This is a genomic window from Photobacterium pectinilyticum (genome assembly GCF_024357955.1).
In the GTDB taxonomy this organism is placed as follows: Bacteria; Pseudomonadota; Gammaproteobacteria; order Enterobacterales; family Vibrionaceae; genus Photobacterium; species Photobacterium pectinilyticum.
This window is the reverse complement of sequence record NZ_JANEYT010000029.1, coordinates 1-15,311: the sequence shown is the minus strand read 5'-3', so window position 1 is coordinate 15,311 and position 15,311 is coordinate 1. Positions and strand designations below refer to the sequence as shown.

Genomic DNA, 15,311 nt, shown 5'->3' with positions numbered 1-15,311 from the left:
AAGCTTCACCTAAAAACCAAAAACGCCATCATTCTACTGGCGTTTGTATACCCAAGCTAGCTCAAAATTCACTTTCAGGACTGTAATCGGTACTTAGATAGCAAGTCCTGCTGCTTGTGCGCAACATCCGATACCCTACCAGCCTGTTCCACCAGCGTCTTGAGTTCTCGGCTATTGGTTTGAGCTTGCAACGACACCTGCTCAACACTGTATCCTACTTCAATGGATGCATTTTCTTGCTGCTGCGTGGCGGCCGAAATCGCAATGACCTTGTCACTGATACTCGCAACAATTGATTTTATTTGGTGGATTGAAGCCTGAACCTCACTGCTTAAATCAATTGATGATGTCATCTCTTCCCGGCTGACGACCATTGCATCGTTTACATCTTTCGCTGCTCGGTGAAGCTCGCTAATGGTGTTTCGGATTGAAGCGGTTTGCATATTGGTTTCACTGGCGAGTTTACGAACTTCATCGGCAACAACAGCAAATCCCCTGCCCTGTTCACCCGCACGGGCTGCTTCTATCGCAGCATTCAACGCCAGTAAATTGGTATTGTCTGCAATAGCACTGATCAACGCCACGACTTCGGTAATTTTATCAACGTGGCTATCTAATTCTTTCATGCGTGTTTCGTTAACAGCAAACCGTTCATCCAGCATGCGCAGACGAGACGTACTTTCATCGATAATATCCACCCCCTGCTGGGCCATATCGTTAGCTTGCTTGGCTTCATGCTCTGACTCTTGGGTACTAGCAACAATTTCTTTAATTGATACCTCAAGCTGAGTGATAGCAGTCGCGATAGCTGCCAGCTCGTCACTTTGTTCTTTAATCGCAATTCGGGATTGAGACGCTGCTTTCTGGCTGGTTTCCGAGGCCGTACTTAGCTGGTGGCTGTTCTCGACCAACTGGCCGATTGTTTGGCTGTTGTTGAAGTTAGATTGATTAAGCAAGCCACCCAATACAGCAAACTCTTTAGGTGCATCCTGCGTTGCCTTAGCGGTTAGATCCCCCTTACTCGTTGCCTCAACCACTCGGTCAATTTTTTGTAGTGAACGTTTCACAGATTGACTAATCCAAGCACTGGAAAGCACAGCAACCACCAAGCCCGCGATGCTGAAAGTAATGAACAATGTCATCGCATTTTCGCTGGCTTGTATTACTCCGTTTTCTCCTTGTTCCACCAAGCTATTGGCACCATCAGTTAGCGTATTAATCTGGTTAGCCATTGATGCTATTTGTTGCTGGGCATTTTGTACTTTGGCAGCTTGCTCTTCCTGCAGGGCCAGGGTATTAAGCTGCAAGGCGACAATACCAGAATCTTCATACAACGCTTTCACCATGGTGAACGGTACAACGATACTGGTGTACTCAGAAATACTCGCATCAAGGCGGTTCATTTCTCGCCAGGCATAATTCATACCCGATAAATTGGTACTTTGCAGGCTATGAACAAGCCCTTCGGCCTTCGACAGATCTCGCTCCATCATCAACGCCATTAAGTGACTGGCCATTTCCAACGAATGATTGACAAAATTGGAGACATGATTGATGCCGTCAAGATTTGTGGCAAAGATCTCCGAACCAACACGGTTCATCTCTGCCCTTACCGATGACACAGCATAGTTCATCATAGCCTTGTCTGACTCAATCTTACTTTGATTGACTAAGATATCTTGTTGAGATTGGTAAAGAGTGGCCGCAGCAGCCCCGGTCAGCTCAGCTTGAGAACTCAGTGTTCGAATATCATTGATCAACCAACCGAGTTGATTTTCTTCGGCTAATCGCTGCAGCTCACTCAAGGCGATGCTCATCACTTGTTGCTCTTCATTGAATGCCTGATGAGCAATATCAAGCTCTTCAACTGATGAGCTATTGATCATTTCACCAAGTCGTTGAGCTGACTGCAAAGAGGCCCGAACAATAACACTGCTATTCATTGTTACAGGTAACGCTTGATGACTCAGCACCTCAAATTCTCGTGCGACATTTTTTAGGCCGTTATTCCCAAAGTAGGAAAGTAAGCCGCCAGTTGCGACCAACAACACAAAGACAATTTGAATTGAGGCAACGATGGAGAGACGCGATTTGCCCCGCAGCTGGTTTTTCATTCTGATCATATCCCTGATTGAGTTCAGCCAGTATCATGGTGTTATATGTCAACCGCAAAACAGAAACGTAATAATTTCATGTCACTAGGGGTTAACCATTTTGATGACAAACTTACTTAACAAATATGACAGTTAGATTTCAATTGTCAGTTTCGTCAATAAAATCAATGGACATAACAGTAAACATTACCGTATAGGCCGCTTAATACTGGGGAGGGATATAATTGCAGCGGCGTAAAACACAAAAAAGCAGCGAGGCACTGCTTTTTTAGACTTATCGGCTTATCGGCTTATCGGCTTATCGGCTTATCGCACTGTCAAAAAGGTTTTTGACCAGCCCAACATAATCTTCAAGAAAGCGTACTTGCTCATTAGTTGGACAGCGGCTCCAAGCACCAGCAAGCACCTCACTTAAGTCTTCCATTACCGCATCGGCTTCTTGCATTAGTTTGAAGCGGAAGTCAGCGTCGAGATCTGGATTTTGCGAAAAAACGGTCATTAAATTGGTTGCGATCATATCTGTTACTACGTCTTCAACCGTCTCTTCACACCCTTCTGCTTCTGCATTTTCAAACAAAGAAAGGTGTTCTGTAAAGTACTCAATAAGCGCGTGATAACCCTCAGATTCTACAACCATAATCCTATCTACTCTTCCATTGATTCTTGACTAAAATTCACAATTATCGTTTAAGCAGCATACGCTTGTTATCGGTAATAGCTTAAAGGAAATTTTGTAGATTATCTTATGACAAAGCAGCCTGATAATATAGCTGGAATTATGATTTTCACCTTAATTTTCTACGACATTTCGCGAATAGCAGCACATTGTTCCGTTGTTGGCTGGTAGAGTGTACAGCGGTTTCGCCCTTGCCGCTTTGATTGATACAGAGCACTATCAGCACATTCCAGCCACTGTTCGTAAGAACTCATCCAAGGAGCCCACTCACAGACACCCAAGCTGATAGTTACTCGGATATCTCGGACATCTACCTTCACTAGCGACTCTTCTATTCGCTTTCGCAATCGGTCGGTAAAGTACTGAGCTAAATCAGCCGTCGTTCCAGGGAGGATCACACCAAACTCCTCACCACCGTATCGACCCGCAATATCAGATTGACGTTTTGCTTTTTTCAATAAGCTGGATATAGACTTAATCACCGCATCACCGGCGATATGGCCAAAGGTATCATTAACCTTTTTAAAGTGATCAATATCGAACATCACCAAACTCGCCGCACTCTGAGTATGGCGGCAACGGTCAAACTCATTAGCCAAACATGAATCCCAATACCCACGGTTATACAACTGGGTCAGCTTATCTGTAATGCTCAAATGAGTCAGCTGTGCATTGCTTTCCCTTAGATGCGTCTTACTTTTCGCAATATCCGATACATCGGTAATCGTTAAACACATATGGCGGTATTCACCGTCTAGCGCCTTAAGCGGAGTCAGCGTCATGTTTTGGTACATGGCTTCCATTCCTCCCGTCACAGGGCTGAAATTGGTGAAGTTAAAAATGTAAGGTCTATCTTCCCAACAACTGAATGAGCGCGTGCCGAGCTTAAATGTGGACTGGATTTTATTCTGTAGCCATTCCTGCGGTAAATCCGGCATTGCCTCAAAAAGGCTTTCTCCCATAATTTGATCAGCACTGATCCCACTATAAGCCTGCATGAAAGTATTCCAAGTCATTACTCGGTACTCCCTATCAAGCATCACGACTCCCGCATCGATATTATCTATCAGCTGCACAGTAAGATGAAAATCAGATAAACTCTCGGGATAATTCACGATAGGGTCTCCATAAAACGCTTAATAACTCGTGTCGATTCATTCTCCATCATAAACAATACATCGCAGGCCATATCCAGATTTTCAGATTGATAGCTGTACTCTATGGTAAAGAGATCGTTATTTGCCGTTTCACTGCACCCTCTAACCATATACTCTTCAAGGCAGATGGGCTGACGAATAGAAAAAGGAATATTCATCTGCTCAGACAAGGAAACCAAAAAGGAAGATACCATCAAATTAGCAATATCTGTCATGACTTCACTGTGTTTGCCGTTGAATGTGCTAAATCCCAGTCGATTGCCAAACAAAGTGATATCTTGACCATATAGGCACACCAATGCTTCACCATGAATGCCCCCCCCCACAAAACGCTGTGCAATCGGCGTTGAGTCTGGGCGTTGAATCTGATTGCTGATCATCATTTCCAAATCTCCAGCCCCTAACATCGCAACATTAGGCAATGGCATAGTGATGAACTCTCCACAGTGATCAGAAATAATGGCCGCTCCTTTACCTAAGGCAATGTTAGCGACTTCTTTAAACTGATAGAGGTAATCACTTTCATCGGGAGTTTTGTTTGAATTCTGATCAACGGCTAAAGACACGGGCTGCTCTTTATTATTAAGCACAACCCCTAATTTCTTTAAGGTGGCGGATAGCTGTTGTTTCGAAAATGGTTTAGCCAGAAAGTAATTCGCCCCGGCATCAACACAACGTTCTATAGCCTGTTGCTGTACATCAGCAGAAAGCACAATCGTTCTTGTCGGATATTGATTGACGGGGAGTTGCTGTAATACACCAAAACCATCCAATACTGGCATAGTCAAATCAAGAAACATCACATCAATATCGTTCTCAGCCAAACAATCTAATGCTTGTTTCCCGTTATCTGCAAAATACAACGTAACGTCGATGAATTCACCGAAAAACTTCTGAATTGCTCTGTGTACGAGCCGTGAGTCATCACAGATTAATACTGTTTTGTTATGCGACACAAAGATATAACCTAGATTACTAACCAACAGCGATAATGATAACGCTTTTATCTAAACTTTAAATTTTTTAGCTGAATTAAATTATTCACTTAGTGACAGGGATCTACTTTATAAAAATTGATAGATATATATAAATTCAGTAATTTAGCGAAATCATAACGCATTACAGATTAGCCTCATCATTCGTGTGGTTTTCTGCATTTTGATTAACGGGTATGATAAAAAGGACGATATCTCAAAAGGACATTATTATAATGAAATTTATTCGCCTACTTCTTGGCAAGCTCATTCTATTGCTCAACGCTGTTTTCTCTCCGAAACCCCAACAACGCGCTCATGACGATCAGCGACGAATAAATAAAGAACTAGAATCAATGGCTCTATACCAATTCGAATCTTGCCCATTTTGTGTCAAAGTACGCCGCGCAGCGAAAAAGATGAACCTGCCGCTAGAAACCGTTGATGCAAAACAGCCAGACAACGAGCAGACATTACTCAACGGTGGTGGTAAGCGCAAAGTGCCTTGCTTGCGTATTGAGAACAAATCAGGTGAAGTGACATGGATGTATGAATCAAATGATATTATCCAATATCTAGAAAAGCGCTTCGCTTAACCGATTTGCATTCTCCAACAACACAAAAGTTAATGGCTTATGGGTAAAAAAGTGAACTACGTCAATCCTTAAGCCATTTACAGTGCAACTCTCCGCTTTAAATGTCACACTTTCGTTCTTTCTCTAAGAACACGAAAGCTCAATGAAAAAAACCAAAGTCATCACCACCGACGATATCCTCCTAAAACTTTGCCAGTCCTTTTCCTCCGTACTGACAGCGGCAACCGATAGCCCAGTCAGTTACTCGGCAATGGTTCAAAAGATCAATAAAACGAGCCTAAAACCTGATATCGGGTGTTTTGTTCTATTTGATGGTGGCTTCACCGGGCTTGTTGTAACCAACTTTTCGCATCAGGCTGCTTTAGAACTGTATCAAGACTATATGCTGAAAATGGGCATGTCGGCGGATGATCTCGCAATCCACCACTCTTCAGACGAGGTTGCAGATATACTTGGTGAGCTAATGAACCAAGTTGTTGGTGATTTTACCGGAAAAATCCGCCGTGAATTACAGGTATCAATTACCCAGAATCAACCCAAAATGTTGGCTCTGAACAAACAAGTACTGTTATCAGTCGATACGAATCTTGATCGTCCACAAGCGCGACGAGTAAGCTTCACAACCGAGAAGAACAATATTTTCTACTTAGAGTTGGCCATGGACAAAACGGAATTCATCCAACTGGAAGAGTTTGACCAACATGAAGTGTGCGACCCCGATCTCATCATCGAGGCTACACAACATAGCTCTCGTACACCGTCCAAACAAGTATCAACAACTGCTCAGGTCGATCTAGACCTGCTCGATGAGCTTGGCATATAACCGGTTCCCTCAAGATTATTGACGACATACCAGCAGGCAACTTCGCCTGCTGTGCCTATCCCACTCATTGATGAAACAAATAGATCGGCTTAGCTTTGCTAAACTGTTGTAAAAATGGTCAGAGGCTGTGTTTATGTATCGTCAGCGTTTTTGCTCTCTTATTCTTAGTGCAATTATTTGTACCCCTTTTCCAACGTACGCCGAAAAGGTCAATTACAGCGAGCTTGAAAACGGTGACACCATTACTGTCACTCTTGATCAATTGCTACCAACCCAAGCAGTCCTAGACTATGACCAAATCTATGCCAACCTCCAGCGCTACAAAGCCGACTTGAAAAATATGTACAACGATCTCTGTCGGTTAAATGGTGCTAAAGCGGTACAGAAATGGGATGAAAATTCCATGCCGACAGACCCTGAGACTTATCAATGTTCAGGTAAAACGGCGCAGGACAAAGATGCGCTAAGCGCCGTTGTCGTCGGCCCTAATGAAGGTATTCTCTACCTCACAGAAGGGTTGACCATGCTGTCGACATTCTGGGGGATGCCAAATGGCGGCACCAGCGTTCCAATTACGGTGAAAGTAAACCATAACCTGCTCGGCTCTGGTGAGGACTTCTGGGCAGAAATGAACAATGATAACGAAGTATGGTTAGTCAATGAGAAAGGCGAAAAAATAAAAACTAAAGACCTACCCGAATACATAGGTATGAAACAGCTTAAGCACGACAAATACCTCTCATTGGTTCATTTTCTCAATGGAATTAGCTATACGCCACCAAAACCCAATGGCAAGGACAATAAAACAGCTACCATTCCATTCCTGGCGTTAAATTGGGCTCTTGAAATTCGCCAGCATATGGAAATCTCCGATTATGACCTCAACGATCCTGAAGAATATGCCACCGCTCTTACAGAGGCGGCCACCATCATGATTGATCTGCCTGACGATGAAGTAATAGGAAAATCCAATCGCACAGCCAGTGATATGGGACAATTCGATCAAGTAGATAGCAAAGCACTCGAAGAACTGGTGACAGATGAAAATTCCTCTTTTGGTCTCGCTATGGCATACCGCATAGCAAAAAAAGAGAAGTCGACGCCTAAAGCCATTCTAGAAGAGCAAGAAGCTCAAAAAGAAAAAGAGGAACTGGATAAAAAAGAGAGTGACGAAAGTATAAAAGAAGCCGAACTTAAAAATAGTCCTAAAGACAGCAATAATAAGTAACTCAACCGCCGGGGAGTCAACAAACAATGTCGTGGTAGACTATCCCCGGTGTTGAGGATGATGGGTATTAATGTCGCAATTTGCTCTCACTAATATCCATTCGGATATCAGAAATAGACTGCATTAACTGCTTTTCCAACTCAGGAATCGACATATTCACGTTCCGATAACCATACTCACCATGACAATTTCGGTAAAGCCGATGTGGATACCTAATAGAGATTGAACGACTTTCTATCATTGATGGGAAGCGTTCAAATAGCTCGTCATATCGACAGATCCCTTTTCCTACAGGCACAGGTAAGTAGTGGCGATTTTTGATCACACTATCTTGAGCAACAAGGTAATCAGCATTTTTTACCAATGAATAAGCATGACGCAATAGATCTACTCCCGGCTGATTAGAGAATAGATTCGCTGGATTATAAGCAAAGGCCACCCCCTTTTTCTCCAGCATTGCAACAACACGCTCGAATTCAAGCTCGCCACGAACAACGCACTCAATTTGATCCCCGCGATTTTCAAGCAAGATTTTAATGCTATTAGGAAATTGCTCGCTAACGAACTGAATATTAGCAAGTAGATCAGGCATGACATCATTCGCAGGGACTGGGAGTACTAAAACTTTGGCACCAACGTGTTGACTGAAAGTAACCAAAGATTGAATTTCAGCGTGGCCACTAAAATCTAATGTTTCATTGGTTATTGCTACAGAGTGACAATGTAGATCTGTTGTGAGAAAAGCCTCTTTTACAAAATCAGCTGACACATCTAGCTCGCCATGGGCTAACAGCTGATCTGCCACAAACTCAACATTTCTCTCCCCTAGCCGCTCAATAGAAGCTAGGGCTTCTGGTAGTGAGTAACCCGAATACGACGCTGTACTAACACAAAACGTATTCATACATCCCCCTTATCGCTGGTGGGCGATATCTAAAATTTGAAGATAACCTTCAACTTGCCAGGCAGAGCGGCCAATAAAGAGACCGTCAACATCATCCTTAGCCAGCAACTCCGCGGCGTTACTATGATTGACACTTCCCCCATAAATCACGGTGATGGCATCGCGTGATAAACCCGGACGTTGCTCAACGAGCCTATTCTTAATTTCGGTGTGAATGACAGCGGCCTCTTCTGCGCTGGCTGGTACCCCATGCTCACCAATGGCCCATACCGGCTCATAGGCGATGAGCACCTTGCTAACATCCGCATCTGATACACCATGAAGCGCAATTTTAACTTGCCTTACAACTGATTCGGAAGAGACACTCCAGCGCTTCTCATCAGCAGTATCGCCAACACATACTAAAGGCTGCATACCCTGGTTGAGTACCTGATGGACTTTTTTATTGACAAAATCATCTGTTTCACCAAATAAACTTCGCCGCTCTGAGTGACCCATCTCCACGACACTAACACCAAACTCTTTCAGCATTGGTGCAGCGACTTCACCAGTAAAAGCACCCGATGAGAGGTGGGCCACGTTCTGTGAACCAAGTTTTACTGCCGATCCCTGTACTTGCTGACTGGCCTGTTGTAAATATGGGAATGGCGGAATGATAAAGGGTTGGATAGTATCTGTGTACTGCTCAACCTTTGCTAACAGTGTCTCGAGATAAGCTGCCGTATGGGCAGCATTACCGTTCATTTTCCAACTTGTACCAATCCAAACTTTCTTCATACTGCCACAGCCTCATTGCAATGATCAGCCATGAACTTCAGGATCAAGGACATTGACATCGCACCAGGGTCAGGGTGACCAAGGGAACGCTCACCCAGCGTTTTTGCCTTACCGGTTGTCGCAATCATATCTTTGGTTGACAGCATACCTCGATAAGAGGCATCTGCTGCATTTTGGAGATCTTGTTCAAAGTCAGCAGGCTGGGTCTGGCGCAGTGATTCAATCGCAGGAACCAAGGCATCAATCATGGTCTTATCACCAGGGTTCGCGCCGCCACGCTTGTAGATGGCTTCCAAGCCAGCATCCAGGAATGCTAATAGCACCGGTGTTGTTAGCGTCTTCTCGCCTTTAATCGCCTTAGCACCAGAACGGAAAAGCGTACCGAAGATAGCGCCTGATGCGCCCCCCATTGATGCCATCATGGTTGTACCGATAGCCTTAAACGCTTCCGAAACATCAGCGTATTCCGGTGAAGATGCTAGCAGCTCCTCGACGGCAACAAACCCCCTTTCCATACCAATTCCATGATCACCATCACCGATAGCCTGATCGAACTTAGTCAACATTGGCTCACTTTTCACCATCTCGCTGGCGACAAATTTCATCATTTCTACTAATTGCGTCACGTTCATAACTTATTTCCTTAAAGCAAATGAATGACAAGGCTGGTCATAAAGGGCTTTTAGTTCATCGTCTAGCTTGAGCATGGTAATAGACAAACCTGACATTTCTTGAGACGTACAATAACCACCAATGAGAGTGTCATAAACTTTGATACCCTGATTGCGACAAATCTCAGCCACTCGGCGATTGGCGATCAGCATTTCCATATATGTTGATGCACCTAGATTATTAATAAGCAAGCAAACTTCATCACCAGAGGAGAAAGGTAAATCATCGAGCAGCTGTTGCATCAATTCATCGACAACAAGATCTGCCGATTTCATTTTACGTCGTGCAACACCTGGCTCACCATGGAGGCCCATTCCGATTTCAATCTCATCGGCTGGTAGTTCAAATGTGAAAGTATTTGTTTGCGGAACCGAACCCGCAGAAAGTGCAACCCCGATAGAGCGAGTGTTATCTCTAGCCTTCTCTGTTACTGCAACCACTTTATCGAAGTCGTCATAACACTCAGAGGCTGCACCAGCAATCTTAAGTACGAACACATCACCCGCAACACCACGTCGCTCTTTTATGTTCTCTAATGGCGCAGAGGCAATATCGTCCCATACGCGAACTGTGTGCGTACGAATATCATCATCATCAGCAAGTTCAGCAGCAATATCAAAATTCATATTATCGCCAGCATAATTACCATAGATATAAATGACCCCCTTGCCTTGATCAGCGACTTCTGTCGCTTTCAAGATGATATTGGGAGCAGGCGCAGCAAATATATCCCCCAATGCAGCGGCATCTGCAAGGCCATGACCGACATAACCGGCAAAAAGTGGTTCATGGCCACTGCCACCACCTGTGACGATCGCAACTTTACCTTGCGGCATATCGCTACGAATTACGGCACTGACACCTTCAACATATTCCAACTGGCCATGAGTGGCTTCGACTAACCCTTCAAGTTGTTCCTTGGCAACGTTTAGTGGTTCGTTGATCAGTTTCTTTGGCTTCCGCATTGCTACTTCCTTATCGTTATGCTCTGTACATATGATTAATATCACTCATATGTACAAAAAACCGTGACAGCCTATTTCATAATCAAACCTAACTTAACTTCATGCTTTTTCTGTTAAGTTAACGGCATTTTCTCGTTCCAATTCATCGATTCGATTGACTTTATGGGTCGACGGTCCATCAACAAATTCACAAGATAACCATGTAGATACAATTCTTTTCGCCAATTCCGGACCGATGACACGCGACCCCATCGTAATAATCTGAGCGTTGTTGCTAAGTTGAGCTCGTTCGGCAGAAAACGTATCGTGGCAAAGTGCAGCACGGATACCACTGATCTTATTAGCCATAATGCAAACACCAATACCTGTTCCGCACAAGATAATGCCTCGTTCAGGATCACCGTCTCGTACCGCCAGCGCAACACGCGCTGCAATATCAGCGTAAGGCTCTGACGCTTCATGACCTTCGTTATAGTCAGTAACGTCAATTTGTAATGATTCAAGGTGTTGTGTGATGATTGTTTTTAACTCAGTCGCGGCATCATCACAGCCAATTGCAATTTTCATATCGCCTCCAACATTTGTTCACACAGTGTACACATGAATAATAGCAGGGGTGTACATATGAACAACACAAAACTTATGAACACGCTATATAGATCACAATAAACCCGACAACGACCAAATTCCAGCCACAGCCTTGGGTTACAACCAATAAACACACGAATGCTCGATAAGCAAAGAACCGAAACACAGATGAACAGATGAACAGATGAACAGATGAACAGGCAAAATAGTAGTAAGAAGCTGGTAAAGAGAGGTATTTACTGGATATAAAGAGTAAAAAGAAGCAACCTTAAATAAGGCTGCTTCTGTAGGCACAGTGTTCATTTGAATTAACACGTAGTCGTTTAGGGGTAACGACTCCCCCTACATATTAACGGTTTTGAACCATTACCTTCTGCTGTGCCTTCATATATTCCAACGCTTCCTGATGGTCCATCGCAACAGGTTGCAACATGAATTTACGAATGTAGTTATTACGCCACTCATCACTTTGAGCAACTTTCACCAAAATCTCTGACCAATATTTAGCGGCTTCATCAGTCATATTTTTTGGACCAACAACACCACGCCATATATTGTAAGAAATGTCATAACCCTTTTCTTTCATCGTTGGCGTATCAAAAGGTTTATCAAAGCGCTTTTCACCGAATGAAACCAATGGAATCAATTCGCCACTGGCGACAAGATCCAAAGAAGCGGCAGGTTTAGCAATGGCAATATCAACATGTCCACCCAATAATAAAGTCAAGGCTTCTGACGTTGAACTAGAACGGATATATTCAACATTTCCGCCAACAATATTTTTCAGGTCTTGATATATCGCTTCATCATCTGATTTAGACCCACCAACCATGAGCCTTTCATTTGCATCCATGGCCGCCAGTAACTTGTCGATATCTTTATACTTAGTATCCGCTCTGGCCAATAGGACCTGACTATCAAAAGCCAATACTGCCAGCGGTGTAAAATTACCGATATCACCGCCTTCAATGTTGACATAAGGTTCAAGATCTCCATAGTTCAATGTCAACAACATATGGCCTCTACTGCGGCGATCATTTGCCACCTCACGCCGACCAATCGCACCACCACCATCTGTTTTGTAGTTCACAATAACATTTCGCTCTACCAGCTCATTAGTGCGCATTACCTCAATAGCCGACTGAGTAAAAATAGATGTTCCCCCTCCGGCGCTTGAAGTATTGACCCACTCAACATTCCTTGATGGTGACCAGTCAGATGCAACGGCGGCACCTGATAGTAGAACTAGAAGCGAAGCTGATGCTGCTTTCATCATGTTTCTCATTATATTGTTCCTCTTGTTTCACGCTTAAACGACCGAGAGTTTTTCTTTTCTTCTCTTCAAGTATTTCCTGATCATTGGTGTAATGATTGTTATGAGCAGGAAAGTCATTAATACTGCTGAAATCGGCTTTTCAAAAAATATCATCGGACTTCCTTCTGACATAAGGAAAGACCTTCTGATATTGGTTTCGAGTGTTGGGGCCAGGACAAAAGCCAATAACAGCGGTGCTATTGGATAATCATTTTTCTTCAAAAAATAGCCTACGACACCAGCTGCGAGCATCACAAAGACACCAAAAAATGAATTACTGGCACAATAAGCACCTACAACACAGATTGAAGAAATAATTGGGATTAAAATATTAACTGGCACTTTTAATATTTTCACCAAGAATGGAATAATTGAAAGTGCCACTAGCAGCGTAATAATATTTGCTAAGTACAGAGAGGCAATAAGGCTCCAAGTAAATTCTGGCTCATTGGTAAATAGCAGTGGTCCAGGGTTTAATCCGTACATAAGCAGTCCGCCGAGTAGCACAGCGCCGGTGCCCGAACCGGGGATCCCTAGCGAGAGCAATGGTGCAAATGCAGATGCTGCTGCCGAGTTATTGGCTGCCTCAGCAGCAGCCACACCCTCAATGGCCCCCTTGCCCATTTCCTTCTGATTTTTACCCAGTTTTTTTTCGGCAATATAACCAAGAAACGAGCCAGTTGTTGCTCCAGCTCCCGGCAATACGCCAACGGAAGTACCCAGCAAACTAGAACGCAGGCTTGTTGGTACAATTCGCTTGATTTCGCTTGCGCTGAGTATACTGTCCTTTAAAGTCAGCTTTTTATCAAATTCAACCTTTTGATCTTTCTTCTCCATCAGGTCCATCACCTGTGAGAAGCCAAACATACCAATTACTAGCGGAATAAAGGGGACACCACCAAGAAAATAAAGCGAATCAAAGTGGTACCTCGGTGTGCCGACAACAATATCAAAACCGACCGTCGCTAGCATGATCCCGATTAACGTAGTGATCACTCCTTTCGTTGGGCTGTCACCCATTAGCCAGCTCAACGATGTCATCGCAACCATCAGCAACGCAGCCATTTCCACAGGACCAAACCGTAAGCCAAACCTCGCCATTGCAGGCCCCAACAGGGTAAGGAAGATTATCCCGACCGTTCCACCGATGAACGAAGAGATATTAGAGGTAAATAAAGCCTTACCAGGACGCCCTTTTTGCGCCATGGGATAACCATCTAACGAAGTCATTACTGCAGGACTATCACCAGGAATATTTAGCAAAATTGCGCTGTACGAACCACCATACATGTTGGAGTAATAAACTGCAGATAACATGATAATGCCAGTTACTGGCTCGAACTGAAACGTAATGGGTAGTAATAACGCAACTCCAGCCAACGATCCTATACCGGGCATAGCTCCAACCATTAGACCTAGCAAAGCACCAGCGGCAGCCGCCAACAAATTATGAAAAGTTAACGCATTATTTAATCCACCTAAAAGTAACGTTAGCGTATCCATACTAATAACCCCACATCATTTCAACGGCCAAGCCTATTGGGAAAGGAACTGATAGCCATAGTGAAAAAATACAATAAAGCGCGGCTGTATTTGTCGCTGCAATTACTGCACATTTTGATAAACTTTTACTCTCAACTATTTTTAGCCATAACAAAACAAATAGAAACAATGATGGAAAAAAACCAAACATAAAAGCAAATGCAATAGCAATTAGCATACCTATTACGGGGTAAAAGCTGGTTTTATTATATTCAGCTAACTTTTCACTAAAACCATAATACAGCGTGGATATACTTAACAAAGAAATTAGCACACCGACTATTGCAGGAAAAAATCCACTACCCGGTGAAGTACCTTTCCAAAAACCAAATTGGGTGATACCAAAATAAACCCAAATAACACCTAACATTAAGGTTATAAATGGAATTATTATTTTGGTATTTAAATAACGTTTCATTCTCGCCTCTCTATATATGACAAGTTTACGTTTAATCTTTATTAATTTTTATTAAAGTACGCACTATCAGGTATTAGCACTCAGCTATATCACTTACAGACTGTCGAAAGTATTCAATTGATTGTTTTAAAGTGCTATGTATTTCAGAGAGTGGTACAGAATTTTCTGAACGGCTTGGTGTTGCATCCAGCTGTCTAGACATCCTCAAGGGGATTTCAAAACTGAAAGGAATATCTTTACTCAAAAGGTGTGGTAATATTTCAAAATAATTAATGTTACCTTTACCAATCGCAGGAAAAGTATATTTCCGAGGCCAATTCATAACGTCTTTTATATGAAAATGACGGCAAAATGGTATGGCGTTGTTGAACAAATCCTGGGAACCTTTTGGTAGCGCGATGATCTGATCCCTCGACACAGTGAAGGGAGCAGACCGATGGGTAAGTCAAAACGCAAGATCACTAACTGGAAGCAGTACAATCAAGCACTGGTCAACCGGGGCTCATTGACGTTCTGGATGGACGAAGCGGCTATCGATACCTGGCTTTGCAAAGAGCACCAC

The 15,311-nt window shown here is 43.4% G+C and carries 15 protein-coding genes and 1 pseudogene; 4 read left to right on the top strand and 12 right to left on the bottom strand.

Going from position 1 to position 15,311, the window contains the following annotated elements:
* Positions 1-74: 74 nt before the first annotated feature.
* The 4 genes from NHN17_RS13520 to NHN17_RS13505 all read right to left on the bottom strand — a co-directional run bounded on the left by NHN17_RS13520 (position 75) and on the right by NHN17_RS13505 (position 4,903).
* The gene (locus NHN17_RS13520) at positions 75-2,114 is read right to left on the bottom strand and encodes a methyl-accepting chemotaxis protein (protein ID WP_255043097.1); all 2,040 of its coding nucleotides are present in this window, start codon (positions 2,112-2,114) and stop codon (positions 75-77) included.
* Between the two features lie 298 nt (positions 2,115-2,412).
* Entirely contained in the window at positions 2,413-2,751 is a 339-nt protein-coding gene (locus tag NHN17_RS13515; protein ID WP_255043096.1) for a DUF3802 family protein, read from the bottom strand.
* A gap of 161 nt (positions 2,752-2,912) precedes the next feature.
* Complete coding sequence (locus NHN17_RS13510) at positions 2,913-3,905, bottom strand: sensor domain-containing diguanylate cyclase (protein ID WP_255043095.1); 993 nt, start codon at positions 3,903-3,905, stop codon at positions 2,913-2,915.
* Positions 3,902-4,903 (bottom strand): response regulator, encoded by a 1,002-nt coding sequence (locus NHN17_RS13505; RefSeq protein WP_255043093.1) that lies wholly within the window; start codon positions 4,901-4,903, stop codon positions 3,902-3,904. Before NHN17_RS13505 ends, NHN17_RS13510 begins: the two co-directional genes overlap by 4 nt.
* Before the next feature lie 254 nt (positions 4,904-5,157).
* Here NHN17_RS13505 and NHN17_RS13500 point away from each other — a divergent pair, with 254 nt between their 5' ends.
* The 3 genes from NHN17_RS13500 to NHN17_RS13490 all read left to right on the top strand — a co-directional run bounded on the left by NHN17_RS13500 (position 5,158) and on the right by NHN17_RS13490 (position 7,568).
* Positions 5,158-5,517 (top strand): glutathione S-transferase N-terminal domain-containing protein, encoded by a 360-nt coding sequence (locus NHN17_RS13500; RefSeq protein ID WP_255043092.1) that lies wholly within the window; start codon positions 5,158-5,160, stop codon positions 5,515-5,517.
* Between the two features lie 142 nt (positions 5,518-5,659).
* Positions 5,660-6,340, top strand: coding sequence for a DUF3334 family protein (locus NHN17_RS13495; protein ID WP_255043091.1), 681 nt, complete (start codon positions 5,660-5,662; stop codon positions 6,338-6,340).
* Between the two features lie 133 nt (positions 6,341-6,473).
* On the top strand, positions 6,474-7,568 hold the full coding sequence (locus tag NHN17_RS13490) for a ParB/Srx family N-terminal domain-containing protein (protein WP_255043090.1): 1,095 nt from the start codon (positions 6,474-6,476) through the stop codon (positions 7,566-7,568).
* 67 nt (positions 7,569-7,635) lie between these two features.
* On the opposite strand, the gene NHN17_RS13485 is transcribed toward NHN17_RS13490, so the two are convergent.
* The 8 genes from NHN17_RS13485 to NHN17_RS13450 all read right to left on the bottom strand — a co-directional run bounded on the left by NHN17_RS13485 (position 7,636) and on the right by NHN17_RS13450 (position 14,749).
* The gene (locus tag NHN17_RS13485) at positions 7,636-8,472 is read right to left on the bottom strand and encodes an IolE/MocC family protein (protein WP_255043089.1); all 837 of its coding nucleotides are present in this window, start codon (positions 8,470-8,472) and stop codon (positions 7,636-7,638) included.
* A gap of 9 nt (positions 8,473-8,481) precedes the next feature.
* Positions 8,482-9,249 carry a triose-phosphate isomerase gene (locus tag NHN17_RS13480; RefSeq protein WP_255043087.1) on the bottom strand — a complete coding sequence of 256 codons (768 nt, stop codon included), beginning with the start codon at positions 9,247-9,249 and terminating at the stop codon, positions 8,482-8,484.
* Positions 9,246-9,881 (bottom strand): dihydroxyacetone kinase subunit DhaL, encoded by a 636-nt coding sequence (gene dhaL, locus NHN17_RS13475; RefSeq protein WP_255043086.1) that lies wholly within the window; start codon positions 9,879-9,881, stop codon positions 9,246-9,248. Before dhaL ends, NHN17_RS13480 begins: the two co-directional genes overlap by 4 nt.
* Before the next feature lie 3 nt (positions 9,882-9,884).
* The gene (locus NHN17_RS13470) at positions 9,885-10,886 is read right to left on the bottom strand and encodes a dihydroxyacetone kinase subunit DhaK (protein WP_255043085.1); all 1,002 of its coding nucleotides are present in this window, start codon (positions 10,884-10,886) and stop codon (positions 9,885-9,887) included.
* 99 nt (positions 10,887-10,985) lie between these two features.
* Entirely contained in the window at positions 10,986-11,453 is a 468-nt protein-coding gene (locus NHN17_RS13465; protein ID WP_255043084.1) for an RpiB/LacA/LacB family sugar-phosphate isomerase, read from the bottom strand.
* A gap of 370 nt (positions 11,454-11,823) precedes the next feature.
* On the bottom strand, positions 11,824-12,750 hold the full coding sequence (locus tag NHN17_RS13460) for a tripartite tricarboxylate transporter substrate-binding protein (RefSeq protein ID WP_255043083.1): 927 nt from the start codon (positions 12,748-12,750) through the stop codon (positions 11,824-11,826).
* A gap of 33 nt (positions 12,751-12,783) precedes the next feature.
* The gene (locus NHN17_RS13455; RefSeq protein WP_255043082.1) at positions 12,784-14,292 is read right to left on the bottom strand and encodes a tripartite tricarboxylate transporter permease; all 1,509 of its coding nucleotides are present in this window, start codon (positions 14,290-14,292) and stop codon (positions 12,784-12,786) included.
* Between the two features lies 1 nt (position 14,293).
* Positions 14,294-14,749, bottom strand: a complete 456-nt coding sequence (locus NHN17_RS13450; RefSeq protein ID WP_255043081.1) for a tripartite tricarboxylate transporter TctB family protein — start codon at positions 14,747-14,749, stop codon at positions 14,294-14,296.
* 436 nt (positions 14,750-15,185) lie between these two features.
* On the opposite strand from NHN17_RS13450, the pseudogene NHN17_RS13445 reads away from it, so the two are divergent.
* Positions 15,186-15,311: pseudogene (locus NHN17_RS13445) on the top strand (IS5/IS1182 family transposase); the annotation flags it as partial.

Excerpts from the sequence above, each read along its gene's own strand:
- NHN17_RS13460 (WP_255043083.1), bottom strand. The coding sequence starts at position 12,750 with ATGATGAAAGCAGCATCAGCTTCGCTTCTAGTTCTACTATCAGGTGCC.
- NHN17_RS13465 (WP_255043084.1), bottom strand. The coding sequence starts at position 11,453 with ATGAAAATTGCAATTGGCTGTGATGATGCCGCGACTGAGTTAAAAACA.
- NHN17_RS13515 (WP_255043096.1), bottom strand. The coding sequence starts at position 2,751 with ATGGTTGTAGAATCTGAGGGTTATCACGCGCTTATTGAGTACTTTACA.
- NHN17_RS13500 (WP_255043092.1), top strand. The coding sequence starts at position 5,158 with ATGAAATTTATTCGCCTACTTCTTGGCAAGCTCATTCTATTGCTCAAC.
- NHN17_RS13450 (WP_255043081.1), bottom strand. The coding sequence starts at position 14,749 with ATGAAACGTTATTTAAATACCAAAATAATAATTCCATTTATAACCTTA.
- NHN17_RS13455 (WP_255043082.1), bottom strand. The coding sequence starts at position 14,292 with ATGGATACGCTAACGTTACTTTTAGGTGGATTAAATAATGCGTTAACT.
- NHN17_RS13520 (WP_255043097.1), bottom strand. The coding sequence starts at position 2,114 with ATGAAAAACCAGCTGCGGGGCAAATCGCGTCTCTCCATCGTTGCCTCA.
- NHN17_RS13495 (WP_255043091.1), top strand. The coding sequence starts at position 5,660 with ATGAAAAAAACCAAAGTCATCACCACCGACGATATCCTCCTAAAACTT.
- dhaL (WP_255043086.1), bottom strand. The coding sequence starts at position 9,881 with ATGAACGTGACGCAATTAGTAGAAATGATGAAATTTGTCGCCAGCGAG.
- NHN17_RS13485 (WP_255043089.1), bottom strand. The coding sequence starts at position 8,472 with ATGAATACGTTTTGTGTTAGTACAGCGTCGTATTCGGGTTACTCACTA.
- NHN17_RS13480 (WP_255043087.1), bottom strand. The coding sequence starts at position 9,249 with ATGAAGAAAGTTTGGATTGGTACAAGTTGGAAAATGAACGGTAATGCT.
- NHN17_RS13490 (WP_255043090.1), top strand. The coding sequence starts at position 6,474 with ATGTATCGTCAGCGTTTTTGCTCTCTTATTCTTAGTGCAATTATTTGT.
- NHN17_RS13470 (WP_255043085.1), bottom strand. The coding sequence starts at position 10,886 with ATGCGGAAGCCAAAGAAACTGATCAACGAACCACTAAACGTTGCCAAG.